This window comes from Paenibacillus sp. SER-28, assembly GCF_052906305.1.
The window spans coordinates 915,323-940,677 of record NZ_JBRECM010000002.1 but is presented as its reverse complement, the minus strand read 5'-3'; the positions used below and the strand labels follow the sequence as shown (position 1 = coordinate 940,677).

Annotated in this window: 22 protein-coding genes and 4 pseudogenes; 22 read left to right on the top strand and 4 right to left on the bottom strand. The window is 40.5% G+C overall.

What is annotated here, in order from left to right:
• The first annotated feature begins 74 nt into the window (after nt 1–74).
• From ACUYLD_RS09850 to ACUYLD_RS09810, 9 genes are all read left to right on the top strand, one after another.
• Nucleotides 75–350, top strand: a complete 276-nt coding sequence (locus tag ACUYLD_RS09850; RefSeq protein ID WP_322161107.1) for an alpha-amylase family glycosyl hydrolase — start codon at nt 75–77, stop codon at nt 348–350.
• 100 nt (nt 351–450) lie between these two features.
• Entirely contained in the window at nt 451–1,434 is a 984-nt protein-coding gene (locus tag ACUYLD_RS09845) for a LacI family DNA-binding transcriptional regulator (protein ID WP_061828412.1), read from the top strand.
• A 199-nt stretch (nt 1,435–1,633) separates the two neighbouring features.
• Nucleotides 1,634–2,869 (top strand): oligosaccharide MFS transporter, encoded by a 1,236-nt coding sequence (locus tag ACUYLD_RS09840; RefSeq protein ID WP_446674894.1) that lies wholly within the window; start codon nt 1,634–1,636, stop codon nt 2,867–2,869.
• 11 nt (nt 2,870–2,880) lie between these two features.
• Nucleotides 2,881–4,362 (top strand): glycoside hydrolase family 32 protein, encoded by a 1,482-nt coding sequence (locus tag ACUYLD_RS09835; RefSeq protein ID WP_446674893.1) that lies wholly within the window; start codon nt 2,881–2,883, stop codon nt 4,360–4,362.
• 897 nt (nt 4,363–5,259) lie between these two features.
• Entirely contained in the window at nt 5,260–5,346 is an 87-nt protein-coding gene (locus ACUYLD_RS09830; protein ID WP_322161105.1) for a hypothetical protein, read from the top strand.
• A complete protein-coding gene (locus ACUYLD_RS09825; RefSeq protein ID WP_322197584.1) occupies nt 5,327–5,479 on the top strand; it encodes a hypothetical protein in 153 nt (50 codons plus the stop codon). Before ACUYLD_RS09830 ends, ACUYLD_RS09825 begins: the two co-directional genes overlap by 20 nt.
• Nucleotides 5,480–5,489: 10 nt before the next feature.
• On the top strand, nt 5,490–5,831 hold the full coding sequence (locus tag ACUYLD_RS09820) for a hypothetical protein (protein WP_446674892.1): 342 nt from the start codon (nt 5,490–5,492) through the stop codon (nt 5,829–5,831).
• A 202-nt stretch (nt 5,832–6,033) separates the two neighbouring features.
• On the top strand, nt 6,034–9,462 hold the full coding sequence (locus ACUYLD_RS09815; protein ID WP_446674891.1) for a GH32 C-terminal domain-containing protein: 3,429 nt from the start codon (nt 6,034–6,036) through the stop codon (nt 9,460–9,462).
• Between the two features lie 201 nt (nt 9,463–9,663).
• The gene (locus ACUYLD_RS09810; RefSeq protein ID WP_322172194.1) at nt 9,664–10,080 is read left to right on the top strand and encodes a hypothetical protein; all 417 of its coding nucleotides are present in this window, start codon (nt 9,664–9,666) and stop codon (nt 10,078–10,080) included.
• Between the two features lie 201 nt (nt 10,081–10,281).
• On the opposite strand, the pseudogene ACUYLD_RS09805 reads toward ACUYLD_RS09810, so the two are convergent.
• A pseudogene (locus tag ACUYLD_RS09805) lies at nt 10,282–10,583 on the bottom strand (NAD(P)H-dependent oxidoreductase).
• A 241-nt stretch (nt 10,584–10,824) separates the two neighbouring features.
• Between ACUYLD_RS09805 and ACUYLD_RS09800 the strand changes: the two are divergent.
• The 4 genes and pseudogenes from ACUYLD_RS09800 to ACUYLD_RS09785 all read left to right on the top strand — a co-directional run bounded on the left by ACUYLD_RS09800 (nt 10,825) and on the right by ACUYLD_RS09785 (nt 14,402).
• Nucleotides 10,825–11,195, top strand: a pseudogene (locus ACUYLD_RS09800) (winged helix-turn-helix transcriptional regulator).
• Nucleotides 11,196–11,316: 121 nt separating this feature from the next.
• Entirely contained in the window at nt 11,317–12,138 is an 822-nt protein-coding gene (locus ACUYLD_RS09795; RefSeq protein ID WP_235309809.1) for a DUF2785 domain-containing protein, read from the top strand.
• Nucleotides 12,139–12,693: 555 nt separating this feature from the next.
• Nucleotides 12,694–13,611, top strand: coding sequence for a hypothetical protein (locus tag ACUYLD_RS09790; RefSeq protein ID WP_446674890.1), 918 nt, complete (start codon nt 12,694–12,696; stop codon nt 13,609–13,611).
• Nucleotides 13,612–13,985: 374 nt separating this feature from the next.
• A complete protein-coding gene (locus ACUYLD_RS09785) occupies nt 13,986–14,402 on the top strand; it encodes a hypothetical protein (protein WP_446674889.1) in 417 nt (138 codons plus the stop codon).
• Here the strand turns inward: ACUYLD_RS09785 and ACUYLD_RS09780 are convergent.
• On the bottom strand, nt 14,338–14,691 hold the full coding sequence (locus tag ACUYLD_RS09780; protein ID WP_061828404.1) for a winged helix-turn-helix transcriptional regulator: 354 nt from the start codon (nt 14,689–14,691) through the stop codon (nt 14,338–14,340). The genes ACUYLD_RS09785 and ACUYLD_RS09780 overlap by 65 nt on opposite strands.
• 484 nt (nt 14,692–15,175) lie before the next feature.
• Between ACUYLD_RS09780 and ACUYLD_RS09775 the strand changes: the two genes are divergently transcribed.
• From ACUYLD_RS09775 to ACUYLD_RS09755, 5 genes and pseudogenes are all read left to right on the top strand, one after another.
• Nucleotides 15,176–16,303 carry an NtaA/DmoA family FMN-dependent monooxygenase gene (locus ACUYLD_RS09775; RefSeq protein WP_446674888.1) on the top strand — a complete coding sequence of 376 codons (1,128 nt, stop codon included), beginning with the start codon at nt 15,176–15,178 and terminating at the stop codon, nt 16,301–16,303.
• 38 nt (nt 16,304–16,341) lie between these two features.
• The gene (locus tag ACUYLD_RS09770; RefSeq protein WP_254325621.1) at nt 16,342–17,307 is read left to right on the top strand and encodes an NAD(P)H-dependent flavin oxidoreductase; all 966 of its coding nucleotides are present in this window, start codon (nt 16,342–16,344) and stop codon (nt 17,305–17,307) included.
• Complete coding sequence (locus ACUYLD_RS09765) at nt 17,304–17,561, top strand: SDR family oxidoreductase (protein WP_348619731.1); 258 nt, start codon at nt 17,304–17,306, stop codon at nt 17,559–17,561. The genes ACUYLD_RS09770 and ACUYLD_RS09765 overlap by 4 nt, the downstream gene beginning before the upstream one ends.
• Nucleotides 17,562–17,674: 113 nt before the next feature.
• Nucleotides 17,675–18,416, top strand: a pseudogene (gene nfsA / locus ACUYLD_RS09760) (oxygen-insensitive NADPH nitroreductase).
• A gap of 119 nt (nt 18,417–18,535) precedes the next feature.
• Complete coding sequence (locus tag ACUYLD_RS09755; RefSeq protein WP_160790819.1) at nt 18,536–18,961, top strand: MarR family winged helix-turn-helix transcriptional regulator; 426 nt, start codon at nt 18,536–18,538, stop codon at nt 18,959–18,961.
• Between the two features lie 349 nt (nt 18,962–19,310).
• Here ACUYLD_RS09755 and ACUYLD_RS09750 read toward each other — a convergent pair whose 3' ends face one another.
• Nucleotides 19,311–19,739: a MerR family transcriptional regulator gene (locus ACUYLD_RS09750; protein ID WP_061828399.1), complete on the bottom strand. Its 429-nt coding sequence runs from the start codon at nt 19,737–19,739 to the stop codon at nt 19,311–19,313.
• A 169-nt stretch (nt 19,740–19,908) separates the two neighbouring features.
• On the opposite strand from ACUYLD_RS09750, the gene ACUYLD_RS09745 reads away from it, so the two are divergent.
• Complete coding sequence (locus ACUYLD_RS09745; RefSeq protein ID WP_446674887.1) at nt 19,909–21,030, top strand: NADH-dependent flavin oxidoreductase; 1,122 nt, start codon at nt 19,909–19,911, stop codon at nt 21,028–21,030.
• A gap of 289 nt (nt 21,031–21,319) precedes the next feature.
• On the opposite strand, the pseudogene ACUYLD_RS09740 reads toward ACUYLD_RS09745, so the two are convergent.
• Nucleotides 21,320–21,646 (bottom strand): annotated as a pseudogene (locus tag ACUYLD_RS09740) (Tn3 family transposase); the annotation flags it as partial.
• A gap of 549 nt (nt 21,647–22,195) precedes the next feature.
• Here ACUYLD_RS09740 and ACUYLD_RS09735 point away from each other — a divergent pair.
• The 3 genes from ACUYLD_RS09735 (at nt 22,196) to ACUYLD_RS09725 (ending at nt 25,331) form a co-directional block, all read left to right on the top strand.
• Nucleotides 22,196–23,164 carry a LacI family DNA-binding transcriptional regulator gene (locus tag ACUYLD_RS09735; protein ID WP_250268390.1) on the top strand — a complete coding sequence of 323 codons (969 nt, stop codon included), beginning with the start codon at nt 22,196–22,198 and terminating at the stop codon, nt 23,162–23,164.
• A gap of 303 nt (nt 23,165–23,467) precedes the next feature.
• Entirely contained in the window at nt 23,468–24,421 is a 954-nt protein-coding gene (locus tag ACUYLD_RS09730) for an ABC transporter permease (protein ID WP_235309800.1), read from the top strand.
• Nucleotides 24,422–24,434: 13 nt separating this feature from the next.
• Nucleotides 24,435–25,331, top strand: coding sequence for a carbohydrate ABC transporter permease (locus ACUYLD_RS09725; protein ID WP_061828394.1), 897 nt, complete (start codon nt 24,435–24,437; stop codon nt 25,329–25,331).
• Nucleotides 25,332–25,355 lie beyond the last annotated feature (24 nt).

Sequence of the window (25,355 nt, the reverse complement as noted above, 5' to 3'; positions counted from 1 at the left end):
ATATTCACAAGACGGACACAGTGATTTGAAAGGAATTACACAAAAACTTGATTACTTAAACGAGGGCAAACCCCATTCGGGGTGGATTTGGAGGTCAACTGCCTCTGGCTTATGCCCCTAATCCGTCTCCAAGTTACCATAAATATGATGTAACTGATTACTATCAGGTATACCCGCTGTGTGGGAGTCTAAATGATTTTCGCACCTTGATGGAAGAAGCGGACCGAAAGGGAGTAAGATGTCATGGACCTTGTTATCAATCATTCAAGCCGCGAATATCCATGGTTCAAGGAGGCAGTAGCAACCTACAAAACAAATACCACTGTATATGGATGATATTACAGATTTGAATGAAAAGGGCTCGTAGGGTCAGATGTTTTTTCACGTTTAACCATGTTAAAATAATAGAATAATTGGAGATTTGGCATGAAGAGAAGGCAGGTTGAATCAATGAAACCAAAACTTAACGATGTTGCACAATTAGCTGGAGTTTCACCGACTACGGTTTCTCGCGTACTTAATAATCGTGGCTATATCAGTCAAGAAACGAAGGATCAAGTTCATAAAGCGATGCAGGAACTGAATTATTTACCAAATGATGTGGCTCGGTCATTATTTAGTAAACGAACAAATCTAATTGGATTAATCATTCCAACTACAAGCAACCCATTTTTCGGAGAGCTGACTTTTCATATAGAGAATATTTCTGCGTCATTAGGCTATAAGCTGTTGCTTTGTAACAGTTTGAATCAGCTGGATAAAGAAGAATCTTATGTGGATATGCTTATGCGAAATCAAGTTGACGGTATTATCGTTGGTACACACAACCGAGGTATCGTAAATTACGAACAGAAGAATATTGCCGTCATTGCGATCGATCACTTTCTATCCGATTCAATCCCAGTTGTAGGATCGGATAATTATTTGGGTGGAAAACTGGCGTCAGAACTGCTTATTGAAAAGGGGTGCAAGCATATCTTACACATCAATGGCCCTGTTGAATTGGAAACACCGGCAAGCTTGAGAAGAAAAGCATATGAAGATGTGATGGAGCAGTATGGTCGAAAGGCAATTACCTATGAAGTACATGATCCCTTCCACCAACAGAATCACGATGAACCGATTAAACGCTTGCTCGATGAACATCCTGAAGTAGATGGATTGTTTGCGAGTAATGACTTGGTGGCTGCGTCTTTTATTGCTAAAGCAAGAAGTAGAGGAAAACGTGTTCCTGAAGATATTCGCGTAATTGGATATGACGGAACAGAAACAACCCGCAATCTTCTCCCAGAATTAACGACAATTCAGCAACCAATACAGGAGATCGCGAGATCTTCCATAGAGTTACTTATTAAAGAAATTGAAGGTGGATTCAGTGATGTCCCGCGAGAAACCTATCTACCAGTGAAACTTATTGAAGCTAGTACAGCTTAATACAATTTCCATAGTTTCAGCATTGTGATATAAGGTGGAGCTATCCTTATTAGAGTAATTGAAATCAAAGAGGAGAGCTCTTTTCCTTTTAGAAATATGTCAAGCGGTTGACATATGAAAGCGGTTGACATATAATCGATCTGTAAATACGGAAGTGCTTTCATTTACATTAAATGTTTAACTTAGAGGAGCGTTCGATATGAGAAAGTCAAAGAGCTTGTACTGGAAACTAAGTGCCTATTTCTTCTTTTTCTTCTTTACTTGGTCAGCAAGTTACTCATTGTTCTCCATCTGGCTAGGGCAAGAAATCAGTCTGAATGGTGCTGAAACAGGTGTTATCTTTACTGTAAACGCTATCTTTGCGCTATGTATGCAACCGCTTTATGGCTATATATCAGATAAAATTGGATTGAAGAAGCATATTTTATTTCTAATCAGTTCTTTACTCTTATTTGTTGGTCCTTTCTATATCTATATCTATGGGCCGTTACTTCAATACAATGTATTTCTCGGCGCCATTGTAGGTGGATTATACTTGGGTATTTCTTTTTTGGCAGGAATCGGAGCCATCGAATCTTATGTCGAGAAAGTCAGCCGAAAATATGGCTTTGAATACGGAAAATCTCGTATGTGGGGCTCGCTAGGTTGGGCAGCAGCAACATTTTTCGCTGGTCAGCTCTTCAATATCAACCCTAACATTAACTTCTGGATTGCATCCGTATCTGCTGTCATTCTGTTTATCATTATGATGACAATTAAAGTTGAAATGACAGATTCCGAGATGGAGCGAGCAGAATCTGTTAACTTTAAGCAAATCGTCCATTTGTTTGCAAATAAGCATTTATGGTTCTTCATTTTATATGTTCTTGGTGTTACCTGTGTTTACAATGTGTATGACCAGCAGTTCCCGAATTACTTTTCATCGACGTTCTCAACGGTTGCTTTAGGCAATCAAGTTTACGGTTACTTAAATTCCCTACAAGTATTCTTGGAAGCAGGCATGATGTTCTTAGCGCCTTTCATTGTCAACAAAATTGGAGCAAAAAAAGGTCTGATATTGGCAGGGTTCTTGATGGCGTTCCGGATCATGGGTTCAGGCTTAGTTATTGGACCTTATGGTATCTCAGCTATGAAATTGATTCACGCATTGGAACTGCCAATCATGCTGATCTCCGTATTTAAGTACTTGGCTGCTAATTTCGATACGCGTCTGTCTTCGATCCTATATCTGGTGGGATACCAGTTTATGAGTCAGGTAGGAGCTTCGATCTTCTCGCCAATCGCGGGTATGTCTTATGACATTAGAGGCTTTGCAAATACGTACGTGATTATGGGTGTTTTCGTATTTGCCTTTACAACAATCTCAATCTTTACCTTAAAGAAAGAACCGAAAAAGCTGAATCCCAAGCCTAACAAGCTTTTTGAAACAGCATAGGAGGAAGACAGATGAACACATATAATAACAATACGAAGCAAGCTGAGGAAGCATTGAAACAGGCAGAAGCGAAAATGAACAAGCGGTACCGATTAGGTTATCATATTATGGCACCAGCAAACTGGATTAACGACCCAAATGGATTAATTCAATTTAAAGGTGAATATCACGCCTTCTATCAGCATCATCCTTATGATGAGAACTGGGGTCCAATGCATTGGGGTCACGTGAAGAGTAAAGACCTTGTACATTGGGAGCATTGTCCGATTGCATTAGTACCTGGAGATGCGTGTGATCTTGATGGCTGCTTCTCAGGAAGCGCAGTAGATAATAACGGCGAACTGACATTGATCTATACTGGCCATCACTATATTGATCAACCAAACAATATCTTTTTCCAAAATCAAAATGTGGCAGTAAGCACAGATGGTATTCATTTTACAAAACTAAGGCAGAATCCCGTAATCGCTGAACCTCCGATAGATAGCTCCCAGCATTTCCGTGATCCGAAGGTATGGAAGCATGAGGATACATGGTACATGATCCTAGGTAACAGCACGAAAGAAGATCTGCCGCGTGTTATTCTATATACATCTCCTGACCTTAGAACTTGGACCTATCATGGTGTGCTTCTGCAGGGAGATAAGAATATGGGCTTCATGTGGGAGTGCCCTGATTTCTTTGAACTGAACGGTAAGCATATATTTATGTTCTCCCCACAAGGTATTGATGCGCAGGGAGATAAGTACAATAACTTGTTCCAGACGGGATATTATGTTGGCGATTATAATTATGATAGTAATGAATATAAGCATGGAGAGTTCATCGAGTTGGATAATGGTCATGACTTCTATGCGGTTCAAACTTTTCTAGATGATCAAGGTCGCCGCATTGCGATTGGTTGGATGGATATGTGGGAATCGGATATGCCGACGAAAGCAGACGGCTGGTGTGGAGCAATGACGATCCCACGTTTAGTTACGTTGGGTGACAATAATAAAGTACTGATGAACCCAGTAGAAGAAATGAAGTTACTTCGTCAAAGTGAACATATTTTGTGTCAATATGGCGCCATTTCTGGAAGTTACTTTAAGGAAGTTGAAGCCGACCTGCTTGAACTTAAGGTATTGTTCGACCTCACGAAGTCAAGTGCAGACATGGTAGGCTTGAAGTTTCGTGGAACAGGTCTAGAAGAAGCGCTTATCACATATTCTATTCCGGAGCAGAAACTTATGCTTAATTGTTCTAAATCAGGTAAGAAGACAGATGGAGTACGTCAAACAGCCTTCAATGCTGGGGGGCAGCTGACATTGCATGTATATCTGGATCGCTCATCCATTGAAATGTTTGCGAATGAAGGACAAGCTACGATGACAAGTCGCATCTATCCGAGTGAGAAATTGCTAGGCATAGAAATCATAACGGAGGGTGGAGAGGCTCTAGTAAATGAATTGACCTATTGGAAATTGAAAGATATATGGCAAGCTGAATAACTCAATGAAAAGATTGCAGTTCATATTATGTAAAAGAAAAGTAAGATTTTATCTCGCTAAATTACTTAAGATAATCGGATTAAAGACGACACTGCAGAAAATATGTAGTGTCGTTTTTTTAAGGCGATAGAATTAATATTTTTTAAAGGCAAATGAGTGGATATTTAGTCTTGAATGAAGGAGCATAAAATTGTAAAAATCAGAGGTGAATAATAAAATAAACATGAGCATCTTAGTCACCCTTTATCAAAATAGGGTGACTAAGGTGTCAAATAAAGTTGTGAGTTCTGAAGCAAGGGCGTTCATGGATTAATGAGCGTCCTTTTTTCGTTTCTGGTTGCAACCTAGGCTTGGTTTAAGGGAGGGTTCCAGATAGGGAAGAAATCGGACCGTCTGCAGGAGGATCGGACGTGTTGCAGCTGCCGCGGCCAGACCAAGAGCTTGGTTCCTTTGCCGGAAAGAACAAGGACTTGTGAACAATTGTAGATACATTTAGTTTACAAAATAAAGAAGGACGATTAGATAAAATTAAATAAAAGTTGCCATTTTCGAGTGATTTAATATATTTTTGTGCAAATGTAAAATCAACAAGCTCATTCATCCAAAAATATTTGGAATGAAGTAAAAAAAAATTGACAAATGCACGCTATTGGATTATTTTGGTTCATAAGAGATGCATTTTTCAGGTACACTAAGCAGTTATTTGCACGCATTCCAATTTAGTTGCCAAGCTAGTTGAATCACTTCTATTAAGATCCTAAATAACCTAAAAGGAGGGTGAGTAACATTAAAGAAATACATTTATCTAGTGAGATGAGTAGCAGAAAAGGAACCAGTGAATATTTTTTATAAAAATAAATACAGTCCCAATTACACTATTAGCCGAAGGAAAATTAGATGAATGATCCCAACGGCATGGGTTACCATGAAGGAGAGTACCACCTGTTCTACCAACATACCCCTTATGATACACAGGCAAGGTAATCCTGTTTTGTTCCCAACGAAAATGCTAGACTTTCGTGATCCGAAGGTGTTTTGGTATGACGAATCGTCAATGTGGGTAATGGTTCTTGCCGTAAGAGACCATGTAAAATTTTTATACGTATTCCAATCTTAAGGCATGGTTTTTGCAAGCGATTTCAGCTCTGATATTCCGGGTATCCATCGAGGATATTTTTGAATGTTCTGAGGCATTTAAAATCCAAGTGGATGAAGATCCCAATATCACTAAGTGGATTCTTATGCTAAGTGTCGGGGATAGAAATGGTGTGAATCCAAACGATTCAGAACCAACGGCAGGCGGCCGTGACCTGGGATGGCATTCCGAACGAGGACGTACGAAAGATTTGGGTCGGCTGGATGAACAATTGGCGTTATGCTTCCACTCTTCCTTCAGAAGAATGGCGTGGTCACATGTCAATCCCCCGAGAGATACTAGCTTAGGACGTATTCGGAGGGAATTTGCTTAATCCAAACACCCATAAGTGAATTAAGTCAGCTAAGAGCTGTTCCCGTTGATTCGAAAGGCTGTGCTACATAACCTGAACGGCTATGTCAGCTCTAGTGTCATACTGGATCACATTGTTGATTATATTGTGCTGCCAGGACTCGTCCAGTTAAGCTCGAGTTGCTGACCGCTACTTTCAATTCCATTAGAAAAGAGGGTAAGGAATGAAAGATAAATCTAAATTCGCAATATGTCTTCTGATGGCAACGGGGTTAGCTCTGACTTCAATGGGCGTTTTTACATCTAATCCGGCTACGGGTTGGGCTGTGTTCGCTGATCAGGAAGCAAGTAAACAGGCAAAGGAGGAGCTTTCTATTTTTGAAAACGCTATCAAATCAAACACCAATTTGACAGGCTGGCAAGTGAAAGGGAAAGGGTTATTAGAGTATACTTCAGAAGGAATCTTGCTGACTTCGCAGCCTAAAGAAAATGTAACGGCCATCTCCGAGACGGTGTCCGATGATTTTATCTATGAAGCTGATGTCAAGATCAGGGATACGAAGGCAGTCTCAACGTTGTTGTTCCGTTCTAATGAGGATGGCTTTAGCTCGTACATGCTCCAAATCATTCCAGGTACAGGTCTGATTCGGTTAAGAGATGCAAGGAATGGAGATGGGAAATTAAAGGAGGAGCGTAAAGTTTCTGTTGAAGCGGGTCAGATCTATCATCTCAAAGTGAAGGCAGTGGGTTCCTCGCTAAAAGTATATTGGGGCAATCAATATAAACCTTTGATTGATGTTCAGGACATTACGTATCGAAGCGGAAAGCTAGGACTTCATGTATGGGATGGATCCGCCTTGTTTTCGAACATCGTGGTGAGCGATCTGAAGGGTAATTTGGGTACAGTGGTTGCAAGTAAGGGAAAATGGCAGCCTGATATCAGCGGCAAAAGAGGGACGATAGCACATGAGAGCAAGGCACAGCAAATCTATAACAAACAGGCGGCTGATATTGTGTATGAAGGGAATATTACCCTTCTTCCTGATTCTGTTGCGGCTCTCGCATTTCGTTCCTCCGCCGATGGAGCTGATGGATATGAAGCTACTCTTACGAAGGAAGGAGATCAGGTCCGTGTAAGTTTGACGAATACGAAAGGAACAGTAATTGCAAGTTCACTGCGTACTTATCCGAGTCAGATGGGAGCCAAACATCATGTGGAGATCAAGGCAAAGGGAAATCGAATTCAGGTCTTCCTGGACGGATACACTACGGCCGCGATTGACGTGAAAGATTCAACCTACACGAATGGAAATACCGGAATCGTCGTCAAACAGGGGACGGCTTACTTCCAGGATACTTATGTGACGGAATCGAGCCAATATTATAACGAAATATATCGTCCTCAGTATCACTACACGCCAATACGTGGTTCAGCAAGTGATCCGAATGGACTTGTCTACTTCGAAGGGGAATATCATCTCTTCCATCAGGATGGAGGCACATGGGCGCATGCTGTCAGTAAAGATTTGCTGAACTGGAAGCGGCTTCCGATTGCACTTCCGTGGAATGATCACGGACATGTCTGGTCTGGATCGGCTGTTGCGGATATGACGAATGCATCCGGTTTATTCGGGGATTCAGGAGGCAAGGGCCTTATTGCATATTATACTTCCTATAATCCGGATGGCCCGAATGGGAACCAGCGTATAGGTATGGCATACAGCAAGGACCAAGGTCGCACTTGGGAATATTCGAAGGACCGTCCGATCGTGATCGAGAACCCAGGTAAGAGCGGAGAAGACCCTGGGGGTTGGGATTTCCGCGATCCGAAAGTGATCTATGATGACGAGAATAACCGATGGGTTATGGTTGTGTCCGGAGGAGATCATATTCGTTTCTATACGTCAACGAATTTACTTGACTGGACATTGACAGATAATTGGGGATACGGGGATTACGTCCGCGGAGGTGTATGGGAATGCCCTGATTTGTTCCAGCTTCCGGTAGACGGAACGTCACAGAAGAAGTGGGTTATGATGATCAGTACGGGAGCGAATCCAAAAACAGGTGGATCAGATGCCGAGTATTTTATCGGTCATTTAACAGCCAATGGTAAATTCGTGAATGATAATCCGGCGGGTAAGGTGCTAAGAACAGATTTTGGTAAAGAATTTTACGCTTCGATGTCTTTTGCTAACATGCCTGATCATCGCAGAGTGATGATGGCGTGGATGACGAATTGGGACTATCCGTTCGCTTTCCCAACGACGAATTGGAAAGGTGAACTAACCATTCCGAGAGAAGTATCATTGGTAACGACCGAAGATGGAATTCGGATGGCACAAAGCCCAATTAAAGAATTGGAATCATTGCGTAAACCGTTGTACTTTGCTTCTAACAAAGGGGTGAGTCCTTCTTCCGGGAACCTGCTAAAAGGCATTATTTCAGGTGCTTACGAAATTGAAGCTGAAATTGAAATCCCTGAAGCCAGCACAGTGACCGAGTTCGGCTTTAACCTTCGTGAGGGTGCAAATCAGAAGACGGTTGTGGGTTATACCGCAAGCGAGAGTAAAATGTTTGTGGACCGAACTGCATCTGGAGTAACGGACTTTTCCAGCCTTTTCAATAAAAAACATGAAGCGCCGATGCAAATGGAGAATAATCGGGTCAAGATGCGTATTCTTGTGGATGAGTCTTCCGTTGAAGCCTTTGGTAACGGCGGCAAAGTCGTCTTTTCAGATGTTATATTTCCGAATCCAGCCAGTAGAGCGATGAGTTTTTACGTGAAAGGCGGGAATGTGAACGTTGTTTCCTTGAAAGTGCATCAACTTCAATCCGTCTGGAATGAGGACATTAATTCAAAAGCTCAGATAAAGATGGATACGAGGGTTCGGGAACTGGGTATAGGGGGGTCGGGCACACTGCAGGCAATGGTCGAGTACAGACCAGGTTTTGGCGTTCAACCGCTTAAGTGGGAGTCCAGCAATAAAGAAGTAATAGCCATAGACGTGGTAGACAATTCACAGGCGGTTATTGAGGCGAAAAAAGAAGGGGAGTCCACGATCACCGTATCTACTCCGAATGGTAAAGCATCCGCTAGTGTGCTCGTTAAAGTCACAGGTGGTGAGTTCCGGACAAACCTGAGTGGATGGACCAAAGATCTGTCTGCTGCTTCATGGTTAGTTAGCGAGAATGGGATTCGTGGTAATTATTTCAGCGATGCGAATTATATCGCTAAAGAGAAGGCTGGGAATTTTACGTATGAAGCAGACATGATGCTTGGTGAAACAGGAGGAGCAGGTTCTATTTTGTTCAGGGCTAGCGAGGATGGGCGCAGTGGTTACTATCTGAATCTAGACCCTAACATGAAGGCGATCCGTCTGTTCTATAAAATTAATGGAGGATTTGAAGAACGGCAGGTTCTTGCGAAAGTACCGACTTTCATTCAGCCATGTCAAACTTATAAGGTGAAAATAGAAGCGAATGGACCGCATATTGTAGTTTATGTGGATAGACAAAAAGTCATAGATGTAATGGATGGTACTTTTGCAGAAGGCCACTTTGGACTTCATGTATTTGGCGGCTACGCATCTTATCAAAACGTCAATGTGAGCAACGATGAACCTGCAAACATCATCATGTCAGCCTTGTAAATGCCGCAGCACAGAAATCGATTTATACAGTAAACCTTGTCAATGGGGAGCCCGTTGTCCTGCAGGATGCAGTGTTTCTTATGTTGCCTGCATCATCATCAAGGCTGGAGTGAAGAGTCATTCTCTGACTTATACGGTTGCCATCCTGGCAGGAGAGACAATCTAATATTCCGCCGTGAAAAGCATGAGGTGGAAGTCATTGTGGATAACAACATGAATCTGACCGTGTATGGGTTCTATCAGAAGCAGGGATATGATGAAGAAAAGTCAGTTGCGGTTGCGACATTTATTGAAGTTTGTTTCTCAGGAGCAGGCATGATGGTGGGCGGACATATCCACAGAGGTATTACTTGCTTTACGGGAGAGATTGCCTTTTTACCATTTGGCATGTCTCATGATGAGCTGTACCGCCAGTTGCATGATCGGGCAACTTTTCATTCTTTGTCTGGTCGTGCCGTAACCAGCTTGATTGCAATAATGAACCCGGAGACTATTGCCCTGACGCGGAGCTTGGTAGACTCCGGTGATGTGGATATCATTCGTCAGGAATCCCTGAAGTATATTCCAGAGATGCATATGCCAAAGCTGAGGCTGCTCGAACATCCGGATGAGGATTAGCGCAATACCTACATTTCCGTTCGAACAAATGCCAATGAAAAGGAAGAAGGACGCCCAAAACGTTGCGGGCGCTCCGGGCGTTCTGACAAAATAAGCTCAAAATAAATTTGAAATTCTCTGCTCAAATAAGGTGCAATTTCGTATTATTATTTTATCGCATTTCCTTGGACAGACTCCATAGAGTTCAGACTTAACTTAAGGCTACTGTTCCTTGGCATAATTCAACCCTAAATGATGAGCTTGGTTAAGCAGCATCTCATAGTGCTTGGGATTGGAGTCTAAAGTCTCGTATAAAAATTCAACCTTTTCAGGGGTAAAGGACTGTTCCGCAGCTGACCAGTCAGGTTCATCTACTCCCTTTAAAACAGGGTCAAAGCCAATCCCATGTAAATCCAATATCTCGTAATCGTGGCCAGCCTCGGCAAGACCTTGTACGAAACGATCGGCAACCTTAGAGGTCAGGGAGTTTTTATCGGGTGCGAAACAACGCTTAATACTCTCATACTTGTATTCTTCACTACCTTTCTCAACAGCTAACTTGTAGCCATGATCAATGGCTGATGCTATTATAACAGTACTAAAATAATCTGGAAGTACGTACTTTCAAGTTCTATAGGATGATACAGGTCCCTTAGGAACATGGAAGTGCCCTAGATAGATGCCCTAGAAACTTACCTGAATAATGGACTGAAGTGAATGAATGTTATGTAGGAAAAACACAGCCTTTTAACGGAGGAATAAGAGATGACTGAAAAGAGGGAAAATAGCGTTCAAAAGAAGTATAAAGTTGGAGTGGAGGCGGCATTAGAAGTAATGGGGGGAAATGGAAGCCTTTAATCATCTATCATTTGATGACAGGACAGAAACGGACGTCTGAGCTTCGCCGGTTAATCCCCGGCATTACGCAAAAAGTGCTGACCACTCAACTAAGAGGCCTGGAAAAGAATGAGATTGTTGCACGAAAGGTTTATAAAGAGATCCCACCCAAAGTGCAGTATGAGCTAACTTCCTACGGCTGGGGATTAAAGCCCGCGCTAGACCATTTATGCTATTGGGGAGAGGATCACCTGGAAAAGGTTCATGGCGACAAATCCAAGGTTTTGGAAGAGTTTTAGGTCTGTACAAAGTAAACAAAGGTGCTCAAAAGTATGATGTTCAGTTATACATGAACTAGCTTGGAATGTTACTAAAATAGAGATGATTAAAATGAATAGCAATATAGTAGGAGTGTGTAAAATGAATCTAAAAGAAAAGTTGATATTGATAAAAGCAAATGACTACCAAGCACCTTCCGATACATTCCAATTGATACAAGAGATGATGAATAACATCGGTTCTTTAGATGCCCAATTACGTGATGAGCTAATTTATACAACCTTATCCAATTGGATTCCTGGTAATGCTCTAACTGTAAACGAATTGGAACAACTCCTACCCGTTGTTTTGGATAAAAACCATTTGCTTTTCAGGCTTGATGAAATAAATACAGACTCTGTCTTCACTAGATCTTTCTCTATGCTAGTTATACCGCTTCTCCTTATGAGGCACAGGGAGTCACCATTTCTCTCAAGTGAGCATATTCATCAGATCAAAGAGAAAGTATTTTGTAATATACATAAGGAGCGAGATTACCGTGGGTATGATGAAGAAAAAGGATGGGCTCATGCCATAGCTCATGCAGCAGATGCTTTGGACGATCTGGCCCAATGTTCCGAACTGGACAAAAAAGACCTCTTAACCATACTCGATTTGGTTTATGAAAAGATGACCATATCAGATCGAGTTTACTCCGATGGGGAAGATGAAAGAATGGTGAAATCCGTAATTAGTGTTTTAAATAGAAAAATACTTAGTCAGACCTATGTAGAGAAATGGATCCAAAGTTTTGGTGACGTGGAGAAAAATCCAGAATTTCTTCATGCCTTTAAGCAAAAAAATAATATAAAGAACTTCTTGAAAAGTTTGTACTTTCGAGTTAAATTTCACAAAGTAGATGCCGAACTTTGTCCAACTATCGAGCATACATTATATAAAGTAGAACAAGTATACTATTCCTAGTTAAGAATAAAGTGGGGAACGCCCCCTCACTTGTTCGTCTCACTTCAAGTTCAGTAAAAACAGTAGCCCCCAGAGGACACTTCATCTCCATATTTTTCACAGTTGATTCGATTGGTGGTTCAGATAAATCTCCATTGTTCAAGACGTGAAGTTATTCTGTCATCGAAGAACTCATTTTTTATATGCGGCAATTATTAGACGATTGGGACGCATTATTTTAAATTTAAACGGAGCAGTTTGCTGTCAGCAGCTGCTCCGTTTTACATTAAGCTAACGGGCAGTTTAGTTCAACAAGTAATCTTAATTCCGAAAAAACATATTAAACAGTATTTTACTAATCTCATGAATTTGATTTGTAACAAATCTAGAGATTAAGATAATTAACGCAACACGATGGTATCATAAGAATAGGTTGCCGTAATATCGGCTGCCTGTTGAGCTAACGGACAGGATGGGTTAATAACATATCGAATTTTTTAAGAGTGGAAGGGTATACGAGGTGAGCGTTGCTTAACTGAAGCATGAAGTAGAGGTAATCAAAAAGGAGATACCCAGATGGAAACAAATCGAATTATTCGTTTAGCAATCGAAGAATCTATACAGTTCCTTGAATCTACTCCCCATTTGGGGATGACTCACGGCGAGTGCAGCCGTCGAAAATGGGATGGAGCTTGGTGGCATATGGCTGCTCTTTATGAAATGGGAGAGGTGAAACTAATTCCCGAGTCTGCTATTGTCGGAGCAAAATATTTACTCGAAACTCAGGTCTGGCCGACCTTCATCATATCCGCCGATGACCATCCAACAAGTGAAAGTGATAAGATGAAGATGGATTGCTGCCATTGTGAACTTGCCGTATACTATATGATTCTAATGGCGTATGGCTGTGATTTGGACAAGGAACTGCCTTGGATTCGCGAATGGCTCTTAAAGCATCAGTTACCTGATGGCGGGCTGAACTGCGACCCTGAAGCTTATACTCATTCTAAAAAGAGCTCTATTGTTTCAACACTTCCTCCGCTTGAAGCTATCTTATGGCATACAGACCGTGAATTTACTGAACAGGAAGTCGTTTTCTTAGATGAAGGCGCACGTTATTTAATTGAGCATCGTCTTGTATGTTCTAAACAAAATAGAAGCGTCATCGATATGGAATGGCTGAAGCCTTGCTTTCCGAGGTTTTTTGAATATGATATATTACGCGGCATGTCCTTCTTGGCAGAATGGTCCCGACGTAGGAACAAAACGCTGCCGGTCGGGCTGCTTATTGAAGGATTGGAACGATTGAACATCTTCAAGGAAATAGGAGGATTGCGAATCGGTAGACAAGTCTTTGATCCACGAGGCCCGTGGAGTGGGCAACCCTTTCCCTTGTTAGAAGCAGTGGCTGGCATTGGTGACGTTTCGCCTTATCTAACCAGACAGTTGGATCGAGTTATCGAACGATTGGGACCGGAGTATACCTATGCATAAAGACTTCCTTTAGAAGGGAGCTCATGATGGAAGAGGAAGTGACCAGGATGAGGAAAGGCTTAGAGGGGAAAGTTGCAAATTTCACATATGTAAAAGATTGTCTAAACACTGATTGAAACCGTAAAACGGGAAGCAAAAGAAGAGGTCTTTGTTGAGGCAACTCAATAAACTAAACCATGAGGCTGCCGTGGATTGAATGGCAGCCTTGTTACGCTAACGGGCAGGATAACGAGAAGGAAGGAATTAACTAAAATATGTCGAATACGATTGATTAAGATTATGAAAGGGGGATTTACTATGTGGTTTTACAGTTACAGAAAACCAATAAGAATCCGTCACCTCCCTCAATATTAAAAAAATTGAGGAGGATTACAATGAAAATAAATGATGAATATTTGAAGGAACAATTAAAGCATGTATATTGGTTAAATGGTGGTTGTTGTGCAGAGAAGTCCACAATGATAAAGAAATTTGTTAAAGAGTTAGGATTTCAAACACTGAAAGATAACGTGATGAAGTACAGACCATTCACCAATCCAGTTGAATACCCTGCCCTACAGTATCCTCATTCGGGTTTAGATTGGGATAAATGGTTCAATAAACCCAATGATGAACATGTTCATTGGCTTTTTCAAATTGTCGAAGAGATGATGGAAAGACTTAAATATAAATGTTTTCTTTGGATTCAAAATTTCGGTAATAAGCTTGTTTGGAAACTTCATCAGATTAAGGTTTTTCGCCGTATTCCTTACCGAATTCCTCCATCTTCTCAAGGATCGGTAGTAATTTGATTCCCTTGCCTGTTAATGAATACTCTACTCGCGGAGGAACTTCCGGATAAACATTACGTTTAATAACTCCATCGTTCTCCAACTCTTTAAGCTGCTTTGTGAGAGAGCCTTGTGATAAACCTCCAAGAAATTTTTTTATATCCGTATAACGGCGTGTTTCTCCTTTTAAATACCATAATATAAAATATTTCCAACGTCCTGAAAGAACATTTTGGGTAAATGCTATCGCGTACATATCCCTTTTTTCATCCATAAATTCTTTATCAAATCCTTCATTACAGACCCTCATTGATATCACTCCTAATCTTAAGGTACAAAAAGTTGTACTATGTTCATTTATATTGCCCTCTTTGCAAATGAACATAATGACTTTATGATTGTGTCAACAAACCAAAACAATTAATTTTAATTAACCTAAAATGCGAAAGGATAATGTTCTTGTTTTCGTTTTATAGTTTAATAGGGTAACTAAGATTGCGTTTTTATATTTAGTAAGCTAAATAAATATAACACAGAAAGGAGTTACTGATAAGTGAATACAGGAAATAGACTACAGCTTTCGATTTTAGACTTCGTTCATGTCTATAACGGAAGTGATGCTAAGAAAAGTCTCCAAAACATTAGGACTTCTGCAGCTGATGGCTGGACCATGTGGGCCTTACTAAGGTCCAGAGAATTATTGGGGTAAATGATTTTCCAGAGCAATTAGATAACCTGCTTTCCTTTTTTGACTGTAACTTTAAAGAACCTCATGAAAGGGAGATCATTCAACAATGGAAGGAAGAAAGTTAAAAATAGGAGGGATTATTGATGGCGTTGGTTGGAATCACACGGGATGGAGACACCCCGCTATTCCAGCAGATGCCAGTGAAAATATTGATTACTACGTTCAAAAAGCCAGGCAACTTGAACAGGGAAGGTTCGACCTCATCTTTTTAGCAGACGTAAGTCATATTGGACCTGGCATGATACCACACTATCTAAGCATGTTTGAGGGCGTATCTATTTTGTCTGCATTGAGTATGGTGACTCATTCCATTGGCTTGACCGCAACAATAGCTACTTCATATGCTGATCCATTTACTGTTGCTAGACAAATAGCCTCACTCGACAAGATTAGCAAGGGCCGAGCAGGATGGAATGCGATCACCTCTAATCCGGGAGGGTTAGCCAATTACAGTCGGTCCCATTTAAGGAAAGCAGATCTTTATCCCATGAAAAAGGAGTTTTTAGAGATTGTTGAAGGCCTCTGGGATTCGTATGAAGACGATGCCTTTATACGTGACAAGAAAAGCGGAGTATTCTATGACCCTGGTAAGATGCATCCGCTGCATTATACCGGGAATTACTTTTCAGTGGAGGGACCATTAAATATCAGTCGATCCCGGCAAGGCAGACCGGTCGTCTTTCAAGCCGGAACTTCCATGGAATTCATGGATATAGCTGCACAGCATGCCGAAGTCATCATGGCTCCTGGAGATCAGTTTGAATATCTTAAGAGATTCACTACTGAACTTAAAAGAAAAGTGCAAAATCAAGGGCGTTCACCAAACGATCTACTGATTATGCCTTCACATAGCCCCATCGTTGGGGAAACGGAAAAAGAAGCCTTAGAAAAGCTAAGGGAAATCGAATCATGGATGCCTAAAGGTTATAGATTGCCAAAGCCTCAATTGATGGGAGCTGCGGAGAATGTTGCAGAAAAAATAGAACATTGGTATCAAGAAGGCGTCATGGATGTCTTGCTGATTAGACAAGATTATCCAGCAGGATTTGAGGACTTTATTAAATTGGTTGTACCCATATTGCAAGATAAAGGCATATTTCGAAAGGAATATGAGGAGGATACACTTCGGGGGAATTTAGGGCTACCTTACCCTGAAAATAGGTATAAGAAGTAATAATAAAAAAATCAATTAAACAAGAGGCGAAATCATTGATGAAAAACCGAATTACAGAACTACTGGGAATAGAGTATCCTATTATTTCAGCTGCGATGACATGGGTCACTTCTGCGGAATTTGTTGCAGCAGTTTCCAATGCAGGTGGAATGGGTGTGTTGGGGCCAAATGCTGGCCAAACGGAAAAAGCAACAAGTGCAGAGGATATGGCAGATCGACTAACGAAGGAAATTCGCAAGGTTAAAGCATTAACGAATAAACCATTTGCAGTAAACTACATTTTCCCAATGGGAGGGGCTACAGAAGACCCCTTTACTAATGCAGTTTTTGATGTATTGGTTAAAGAAAATGTCAAAAACGTTATTGCCATTGGACAACATGTGGTCGATCGTGAACTGAAACGACTTAAAAAACATGACATTAAGGTCGTTTACAGAGACTTAAGTCCGACTGTAGAAAAGCTTCTAGAAGCTGAGAAAACAGGAGTGGATGCCCTTATCGTTACAGGTTATGAGGCTGGTGGTCATATGAGTGATTATAAAATTAGTACGCTTTCCCTTGTTCCACAAATCACTTCACTTGTAAAAATCCCTGTTATTGCTGCTGGAGGAATTATAGATGGTCGGGGAGCGAAAGCAGCACTATCTATGGGTGCAGAAGGTGTATATATGGGAACAAGGTTTATAGTGACCAAAGAAAATCCAGCTAGTATGGAAACAAAGAAAGCCATCATTAAGGTAAAAAGTGAAGAGTTTATTGAATTTAAATCAGGTACAGGACATTTGAGAACCATTCCTACAGAAGCGGGCAAAAAAGCGTTAGAACTCATTAATCAAGGAAAGCCTGCAGAAGCATACAAATATTATGGAGAAGGGTTCAAAATAGGAATGTTAGATGGCGATCTGGTTAATGGGACCGTTAGTGTATCCGAATCAGCTGGTGGTATTCAGCAAATTCTAACGTGTCAAGAAGTGATTGATGAAATTGTTAAAACCATCGGATGAAGATCTCAAAAATTTTTTTCCTACAGTTTGCCACTGATCAAATTCGGATAAATCTAATTCAACCAGGACCTATACAAACAAACATTGTGACTAAAGCTCTAAGTGAAAAGGCAATTGAAGAACGGGCACAACAAGTTCCCATCAAAAGATTAGGTCAGTCTCAAGAGGTAGCGAACCTTGCTTTGTTTCTTGCGAGTGATGAAGCCTCTTATATTACGGGTGCTCATCATGAATTGATGGAGGATTGTCTGTAATGTAACGCAATTTTGTATTGAGTTAGTATATGAGGCCACCTATAACTAAGACCTCATTGCTATTTTTGCTAACACTTTTATTTATGATAATAACATTTAAGGGTATTATTCATATGAATAATACCCTTAAATTACTTCATAATCATACGTCCATTCGTTCTTATACAAATCAACCACTGACACAAGAACAACGAGAAGAAATCTTTAAGGCAGCTAATCAAACATCATCATTCAGTCTTTTGCAGGCCGTTTCTATTATTAGAATTACAGATCCAGATCTTCGAAGAATGGTGATGCAACTTTCGGTTAATCAACCTTATATTGAAGAAGCCGCAGAGTTCTGGATTTTTTGTTCAGATTTCCACCGGAATCATCAAATCGCACCTGAAGTTGACCTTGAATATATAGAATTTCTTTTAATCGGTTCATTTGATGCCGGGCTTATGGCGCAAAATGCTTTAACCGCAGCAGAATCTATTGGACTTGGTGGCGTTTTTATTGGTGGTGTGAGAAGTAACATTAATGAATTATCTGAAATTTTGAATTTACCGAAGTATGTGATTCCTTTGGTGGGACTATGTATTGGTAGTCCATCTGGAAATAAACCTGAACTCAAGCCAAGGTTGCCTAAATCCATGGTTTTACATGAAAACCAGTATCAAACACTCGATAAACTGAAATTAGCAACTTATGATAAGACCATGTTGAAGTATTATGAAAATCGACCTGTAAAAGCCCCCTTTCTCAGCGAAAAAAGTAAAAGGATGGAGTGACCACATCCATGATCATCTGCAAAGAAGTATTCAGCCACAAATGATGGACTATCTCCACAAACAGGGATATGCCAAAAAATGAAGCAGGGAAGAAACTTTTTTGACCAGAAGGAAGTTCATCATAAATTAATTTGACACATCAAATTCGTCGTGATATAGTTAGCCCGCTAAATAACATTCGAGTCGAGGGATGATGAATTAATGACAGATCAAGTGGATTGTGATATTCGTCAGTCGTTAGATCGAATCTCCTCCCAAATGCGTCGAAATTATAGTGAATCTCTCAGGGAACTTAACCTTTATGTAGGGCAAGATAATTTGCTGTATCGTCTGTGGTTGGGTGATGGGGTAACACAAATGCAACTATGTGAACACTTAAAATGCGAACCGCCTACGGTAACGAACATGGTTAAATCATTGGAGCAGAACGGATTTATATATCGTAAACGTGATGAACAAGATGCAAGGATAATGCGCATTTTCCTAACGGACAAAGGCAAAGAATTAGAGACACCGGTTGAGATCAAATGGAGACAACAGCAGGAAAAACTACTTCAATCCATTTCTACGGAAGATCGGCTGATATTAAGACAATTAATGCAACAAATGGAGAATAATCTATCATGAGTTCTCCATCTTTTTTAATATATTTGCAAGCTAAACATTGCTGATTTAATAACACAACGAGAAAGGGTGCATTATTATTGGCTGCATCCCTATGTGTAATCATCCGAAGAAGGGGTAGTACTTAGCGTCGCTGTCACAAGGGCAAAGTAGAAGGATAAATATGTTAAATATAAGTTCTGGGAATTTCGCTATGATTGGAGAAATACAAGCGTCTCAAACGTATGGAATAAACCTACATTTATCTTGTTGGGTAATGTGCAAAGACAGAGCTAGGTTGCCGACATTGATCGGCAGCCTAGTCTTAGTTGGAGATTGAACTATCGTTTCCCGTTAGCGCAAATACATTACATTAATTCACCGTCTTAATCTCCAGGCCGTGACCGTGACATTTAAAGTTATAGTTAGGGTTTTTCATAACCTCTTCTTTCTGAAGTTCATACATGGCAATTTTATAGTTTATTTCTTCCATGTGTTTAAAACTTTCGTCAATTTTCTTCTGAAGTTCCAATTTATGCTGTATCAACATCTCCTCTCTTTGCAAAAAGGTACTATTTCCCAATTCATAAAGTTCCTTGTAATCCTTGATTTTTGAAAGAGGCATTCCTGTCTCTTTGAGACAACGAATAAAAGAAATCCAATCTATTTGTTGTTGGTTATAAACTCTACGGCCTTTTTCGTCACGAGATATATTTGGTAATATCCCCTGCTCTTCATAAAACCTAAGTGTTTTTGCAGATACATTTAAATTCTCCACTACGTATGTCATTGAATACAACATCTACTTGTCCCACCTTTAGTTACAGTTACTGTAACTAAATATATATCATAAAGAGAATGAAAGCACAACAATTCTATATGTAATCATATAAAAATAAATCCTTGACCTACTGTAACGGTAACCAATTACACTGAAACAGAAAATAAAATATGATAGCGAGGTTAAAGAAATGAATCAAAAATATAGTAGGTTATTTGAATCCTTCACATTCAGAAGTGGAATAACAATGAAGAATAGAATTGTTATGGCACCTATGACAACCTGGTCAAGCAATGACGATCTTACCATTTCGGATGACGAAGTAAAGTATTACAAACAAAGAGTGAATGGAGTAGGACTCGTCATTACAGGGTGTACTCATGTTACACCGAATGGACAGGGTTTTACGAATGAATTCGCCGGGTACAATGATGAATTTACTCCAAGTTTACGAAAATTAGCTGAGGCAGCGAAAAGTGGAGGCTCTCCTGTGATCCTACAGATTTTTCATGCTGGCAATAAAGCTTTGCCCGAATTGGATGCAGTTAGTGCGCGTGCATTGCAACCCGAAATTACTAATTTAGGTTCAACTCCAGAAACAAGAGAACTATCACATGAGGAGATTTTGTCGATTGTACGTGCTTTTGGAGACACAACAAGACGAGCGATAGAAGCCGGATTTGATGGCGTCGAAATTCATGGGGCACATGGATTTTTAATTCAAAACTTCTGGTCGCCAGCAACGAATCAACGGACGGACCAATGGGGAGGATCACTTGAAAATCGCTTGCGTTTTCCATTGGCGATTATTAACGAAATCAAAAATGTCATTGAAAAGCATGCTACAAAACCATTCATTTTAGGATACCGATTTTCACCTGAAGAATCCTCCAAAGTGGACGGATTACGTATGAAAGACACGTATGAATTAATCGATATTCTTGTTGAACAGAATTTGGATTATATACATGCTTCATTAGATAATGTGTCTTCAAAGCCAGTAGATAGTCAAGATGAAAAAACACGGCTTGAATTAATTCTTGAAAGAGCAAACGGTAAGGTACCTGTGATGGCTGCTGGTTCCATAATAACACCGGATGATGCTCTTAAAGCTGTGGAATTAGGATTGCCGCTAGTTGCCATTGGGCATGCGTTAATTATGAATCCTACTTGGGTTGAAATGGTCGCAAATGGACGAGAAGCCGAGGTAGATTCTAAGTTGAACGTTTCAAAACTCGACCAGCTTAATATTCCAGAAAAACTCTGGAATGTAATTCAAGCAATGCCCGGTTGGTTTAATATTGGGAAATAAAAAGTAGTCCTAAAGGCTACTCAGATTGACGAGAAACCCACGTCTTTTATGAGACTTCGGGTTTCTTTTGCTAATTCTAAGGTGCTCCGTCCATCCGTAGTTCGGTAGGGCAATTCTTACTGTTGCGGACACACATACTGCGAATGTTTCGATCTTGAAGGGGTACCGCCAGCAAAACGCAGATTTACAACGCTAAGGAATTCTGAGTACAAAAATAGCCGGTTTTCACACGTTAAGGGTGTAACCGGCTTTTATGCTATCCTTGGTTCAGCGGACGTAATGATTCTAAGATACTAGGCGTTGCATCAGCCATTTTTGTTAAGCCTATATTGGTACCCATAGCCATGAGCGATGCCAGAACAATCGGTTTTTCTTCGGATTTAGGTTGACGATTGGTTGAAGCATGAATGAATTGCTCGTCAAACCCAGTCCAACTTGCTACTTCTAAAAGTAGGTCTGTTAGCTTTACCCGTGGCAACATGCCGTAGAGAGCAGCGCTATATTGTTTCGCCTCTTCTGGAACATCTTTTTCAAGCCGATTAATATGTAGTCTACCTTTTTCAACGTTTACTCCATCAAGCGCATCGATGTTGTCACCAATCCACTGTAATCGACGGAAGCTACCATACGTGCCAACAGAGGAAGAACTTAAGCGTTATTACGAAGTAGTCTGGAAGTCGAAAAATTTCCAGGACATGTTGATTGTCAAGACACTCATATCATTTTTCACAGAAAATATGTAAATGGATATTGCATTGATGTAAACCGGAAGAGCTCGAGAGAAGAACCGGTCTCTAAAAGGAGATTTTATTTTTTTGAAGAAGAAATAATAGATGTGATTATCTATTTTACACTGCGGTGGCGGTCATTTTGATCGCCGTTTCTAATACAATAAAAGCTACAGTTCGCATCAACCTTAATCTGAAATAATTAAGTTCTAATTTTATAGAGTTGCCTACATGTTTGTGTCGCTTCGAAAAGTACATTGTGTAAGTTTGTAAAAAAATAGAATAAAAAGCGAATAGGTGTGATTGAATCAGGTGGCACGAAATTCATATGTGGGGTAGGCAATGAAAAAAGTCAGAAAAAAAGCGCTTCAAAAAATAATTGAAACGTTTCCAACTTAGTGCTATTATAATTCCCATAAGAGAGATGGGGGGGTTAAATGCCAAGTATTAGAGATGTAGCTAAGATAGCTGGTGTTGCTGTGGGCACGGTGTCCCGAGTTATTAATAACTCGGGCTCTGTAAAACCAGATACACGAAGGAAAGTGGAGAAAGCTATACAAGAACTCAATTATTTTCCTAATGAAGTCGCTCGAAATTTTAAGATGAGGAAATCCAAGATGGTAGCCTTGCTACTTCCAAGTATCTGGAATCCTTTTTTTTCTGAACTGGCTTATTACATTGAGGATGAGTTGGATCGGGAAGGCTTTAAGCTCATGCTATGTAATAGCGGTGGTAAGCCCGAAAAGGAACTGTATTATCTAGATATGCTACGGCAAAATAAAGTGGCTGGTATTGTCGGCATTACTTACAATGATATAGAAAATAGCGTAAGCAATGACATTCCGATTCTAAGTATTGATAGGCATTTCAACAAAAAAATCACTTGTGTAACCTCCGATAATTATGAGGGAGGCCGTCTAGCTTTGAGGGAACTTGTTAAAGCAGGGGCCCAGAAACTGGCTTTTATGGGAAGTGTAACTTCCGTTTTTAGTGAAACCATGAATCGAAGAAAAGGTTTCATTGATGAGGCGAAAAAATTAGGTGTAGACTATGTTGTATACGAGAAACCAGATCCTATTGTGGATGACGAAGCCTATTTTGGCGAATTTCTATCTAAGCATCAGGATGTGGACGGCATTTTCACTATTACCGATATGTTTGCCGCCAAATATATAGAAAGAGCAGGTAGGCAGGGGATTCGTATTCCAGAGGATGTAAAGGTCATCGGTTACGACGGCATTCAGGATCATCGTTATTTTCATCCGATATTGTCTACAATCAGGCAACCAGTGGAGGAGATGGCACGTTTGACAATCAGACTACTGTATCAAAAGATCGATGGTATAACTTTAGATCAGCAAGTGTATCGTCTCCCCGTTATCTTCAGACAAGGCGAAACTACATGATTTTAATTGTAAAGATATTAGCTCGTAAAGTCGGATCACAGTCTGGATATGCAAACTTGACTTTTCTTTTAGAAAATTGGAAACGTTTCATTTTACAATCAGACTACTCTGTTAAAAGATCGAAGGAATAAGTTGAATCAGCAAATGTATCATCTCCCGTTATCTTAGGCAAGTTTTTTTACATTGGAAAAACTTCAACTCATTCGGTGGATTTATGGTATGGATCACCGACTGACGTTTTTCTTATAATAAATTGGAAACGTTTCAAAAATGAAAATATCCTTTTACAAGAAAGGGAGTGTAATGGTGAATTCAAGAACTAGTGAGTTGGATCATTCCACGATCAAGCCAAATCGCAAAATATGGAACCAGGTCAAACGTGACTATGAACTGTATCTGTTTTTGCTGCCAATCATTATTATTTATCTCGTATTTAAGTACTATCCGATGTATGGAATACAAATTGCTTTTAAGGATTTTTCACCAAGTCGGGGGATCTGGGGAAGCGAGTGGGTAGGCTTTAAGCACTTTATTGATTTTTTCGATTCCTATAACTTCTGGACGATTATGACGAATACACTTACACTCAGTGTTCTATCGCTTGTGTTTAGCTTCCCTGCTCCGATTATTATAGCGATTATGTTGAATCAGATGCTGGCCAAAAGATACAAGAAAATTGTACAAACTGTAATTTACGCACCACACTTTATTTCTACCGTAGTGCTCGTCGGTATGCTTAATGTTTTTCTATCTCCAAACAGCGGAATCGTGAATCACATCATCACCTTGTTCGGAGGAGACCCCATTATGTTTTTGGCCGACGAAGGTTGGTTCCGTCCTTTGTATATTTTATCAGGGGTTTGGCAAGAGACAGGTTTTGCTACCATCATTTACCTTGCTGCACTGGCAGGGGTCAATCCAGAATTGCATGAAGCCGCGATTATGGATGGAGCAAGCAAATGGAAGCGCGTAATGCATGTGGATATTCCAAGCATTTTGCCGACGATCGTCATCTTATTGATTCTCGCACTCGGTAACATTATGGGCATCGGTTTTGAAAAGGCTTTCCTTATGCAGAACGATTTGAATTATGCCACTTCCAATATCATTCCGACCTATGTTTATGAAATCGGGATTCAAAAGGCACAATACAGCTTTTCTACGGCAATTGGACTGTTTAATTCAGTGGTAAATATTATCCTGATAATCACCGTCAACCGGATCGCCAAGAAGTTGACTGAAACCAGCCTGTGGTAAGGGGGAGTTCATTTTGAATCAATTATTAAAGAGAAAAAGCAAGGGAGACATGTGGTTTGACATCGTCAACTACTTCATGTTGACCATAGTTATGCTGCTTGTATTATTCCCGTTGTATTTTGTGCTGATTGCTTCACTTAGTGACCCCAATCTCATCTACTCAGGAGAAGTATGGTTTTTTCCAAAGGGTTTTACGCTGGATGGATACGGGCGGATATTCAGTGATTCATCTATATGGATTGGTTATGCCAACTCGATTTTATATGCGGGTCTAGGAACATTAATCGGAGTAGCCGTGACCGTATGTGCAGCTTACCCGTTAGCTCGTAAAGGACTGGCGGGAAAATCGGCGATTATGTGGTTTTTACTGATCTCCATGTTTTTTAGTGGAGGGCTGATCCCAACCTATTTGCTGATCAAAGATCTTCACATGCTGAATACGATCTGGGCACTTGTTATTCCTGGAGCGGGAGGTGTGTTCAATGTCATTATCGTAAGGACTTTTTTTCAGTCGACCATCCCAGATGAAATGTGGGAGGCAGCTTCAATCGATGGTTGTTCCAATACCAGATTTTTTTGGAGCATTGTATTGCCTTTGTCTAAGTCCGTTATAGCCGTAATGGTACTATATCATGTTGTCGGCTTCTGGAATGGTTTCTTTGACGCTTTGATCTACTTGAACGACGAAAACAAGTATCCGTTGCAACTGGTTCTGCGCAACATTCTTGTCCAGAATCAGGCCAACTCGGGCATGATGATAGACGTGGAATCTTACGCAGCGAAGATGCGCGTTACAGAGCTTATCAAATATGGTGTCATCATGGTATCCAGTCTACCGTTGCTGATTTTGTATCCTTTCCTGCAAAAATACTTTGTTAAAGGCGTGATGATCGGCTCGATCAAAGGCTAACATTGTCATGGTGCCTGAAAGGGG

Coding starts and splice junctions, on each gene's coding strand:
- ACUYLD_RS09845 (WP_061828412.1), top strand. CDS start 451: ATGAAACCAAAACTTAACGATGTTGCACAATTAGCTGGAGTTTCACCG.
- ACUYLD_RS09840 (WP_446674894.1), top strand. CDS start 1,634: ATGAGAAAGTCAAAGAGCTTGTACTGGAAACTAAGTGCCTATTTCTTC.
- ACUYLD_RS09835 (WP_446674893.1), top strand. CDS start 2,881: ATGAACACATATAATAACAATACGAAGCAAGCTGAGGAAGCATTGAAA.
- ACUYLD_RS09830 (WP_322161105.1), top strand. CDS start 5,260: ATGAATGATCCCAACGGCATGGGTTACCATGAAGGAGAGTACCACCTG.
- ACUYLD_RS09825 (WP_322197584.1), top strand. CDS start 5,327: ATGATACACAGGCAAGGTAATCCTGTTTTGTTCCCAACGAAAATGCTA.
- ACUYLD_RS09815 (WP_446674891.1), top strand. CDS start 6,034: ATGAAAGATAAATCTAAATTCGCAATATGTCTTCTGATGGCAACGGGG.
- ACUYLD_RS09795 (WP_235309809.1), top strand. CDS start 11,317: ATGAATCTAAAAGAAAAGTTGATATTGATAAAAGCAAATGACTACCAA.
- ACUYLD_RS09790 (WP_446674890.1), top strand. CDS start 12,694: ATGGAAACAAATCGAATTATTCGTTTAGCAATCGAAGAATCTATACAG.
- ACUYLD_RS09785 (WP_446674889.1), top strand. CDS start 13,986: ATGAAAATAAATGATGAATATTTGAAGGAACAATTAAAGCATGTATAT.
- ACUYLD_RS09780 (WP_061828404.1), bottom strand. CDS start 14,691: ATGAGGGTCTGTAATGAAGGATTTGATAAAGAATTTATGGATGAAAAA.
- ACUYLD_RS09775 (WP_446674888.1), top strand. CDS start 15,176: ATGGAAGGAAGAAAGTTAAAAATAGGAGGGATTATTGATGGCGTTGGT.
- ACUYLD_RS09770 (WP_254325621.1), top strand. CDS start 16,342: ATGAAAAACCGAATTACAGAACTACTGGGAATAGAGTATCCTATTATT.
- ACUYLD_RS09765 (WP_348619731.1), top strand. CDS start 17,304: ATGAAGATCTCAAAAATTTTTTTCCTACAGTTTGCCACTGATCAAATT.
- ACUYLD_RS09755 (WP_160790819.1), top strand. CDS start 18,536: ATGACAGATCAAGTGGATTGTGATATTCGTCAGTCGTTAGATCGAATC.
- ACUYLD_RS09750 (WP_061828399.1), bottom strand. CDS start 19,739: ATGTTGTATTCAATGACATACGTAGTGGAGAATTTAAATGTATCTGCA.
- ACUYLD_RS09745 (WP_446674887.1), top strand. CDS start 19,909: ATGAATCAAAAATATAGTAGGTTATTTGAATCCTTCACATTCAGAAGT.
- ACUYLD_RS09735 (WP_250268390.1), top strand. CDS start 22,196: ATGCCAAGTATTAGAGATGTAGCTAAGATAGCTGGTGTTGCTGTGGGC.
- ACUYLD_RS09730 (WP_235309800.1), top strand. CDS start 23,468: ATGGTGAATTCAAGAACTAGTGAGTTGGATCATTCCACGATCAAGCCA.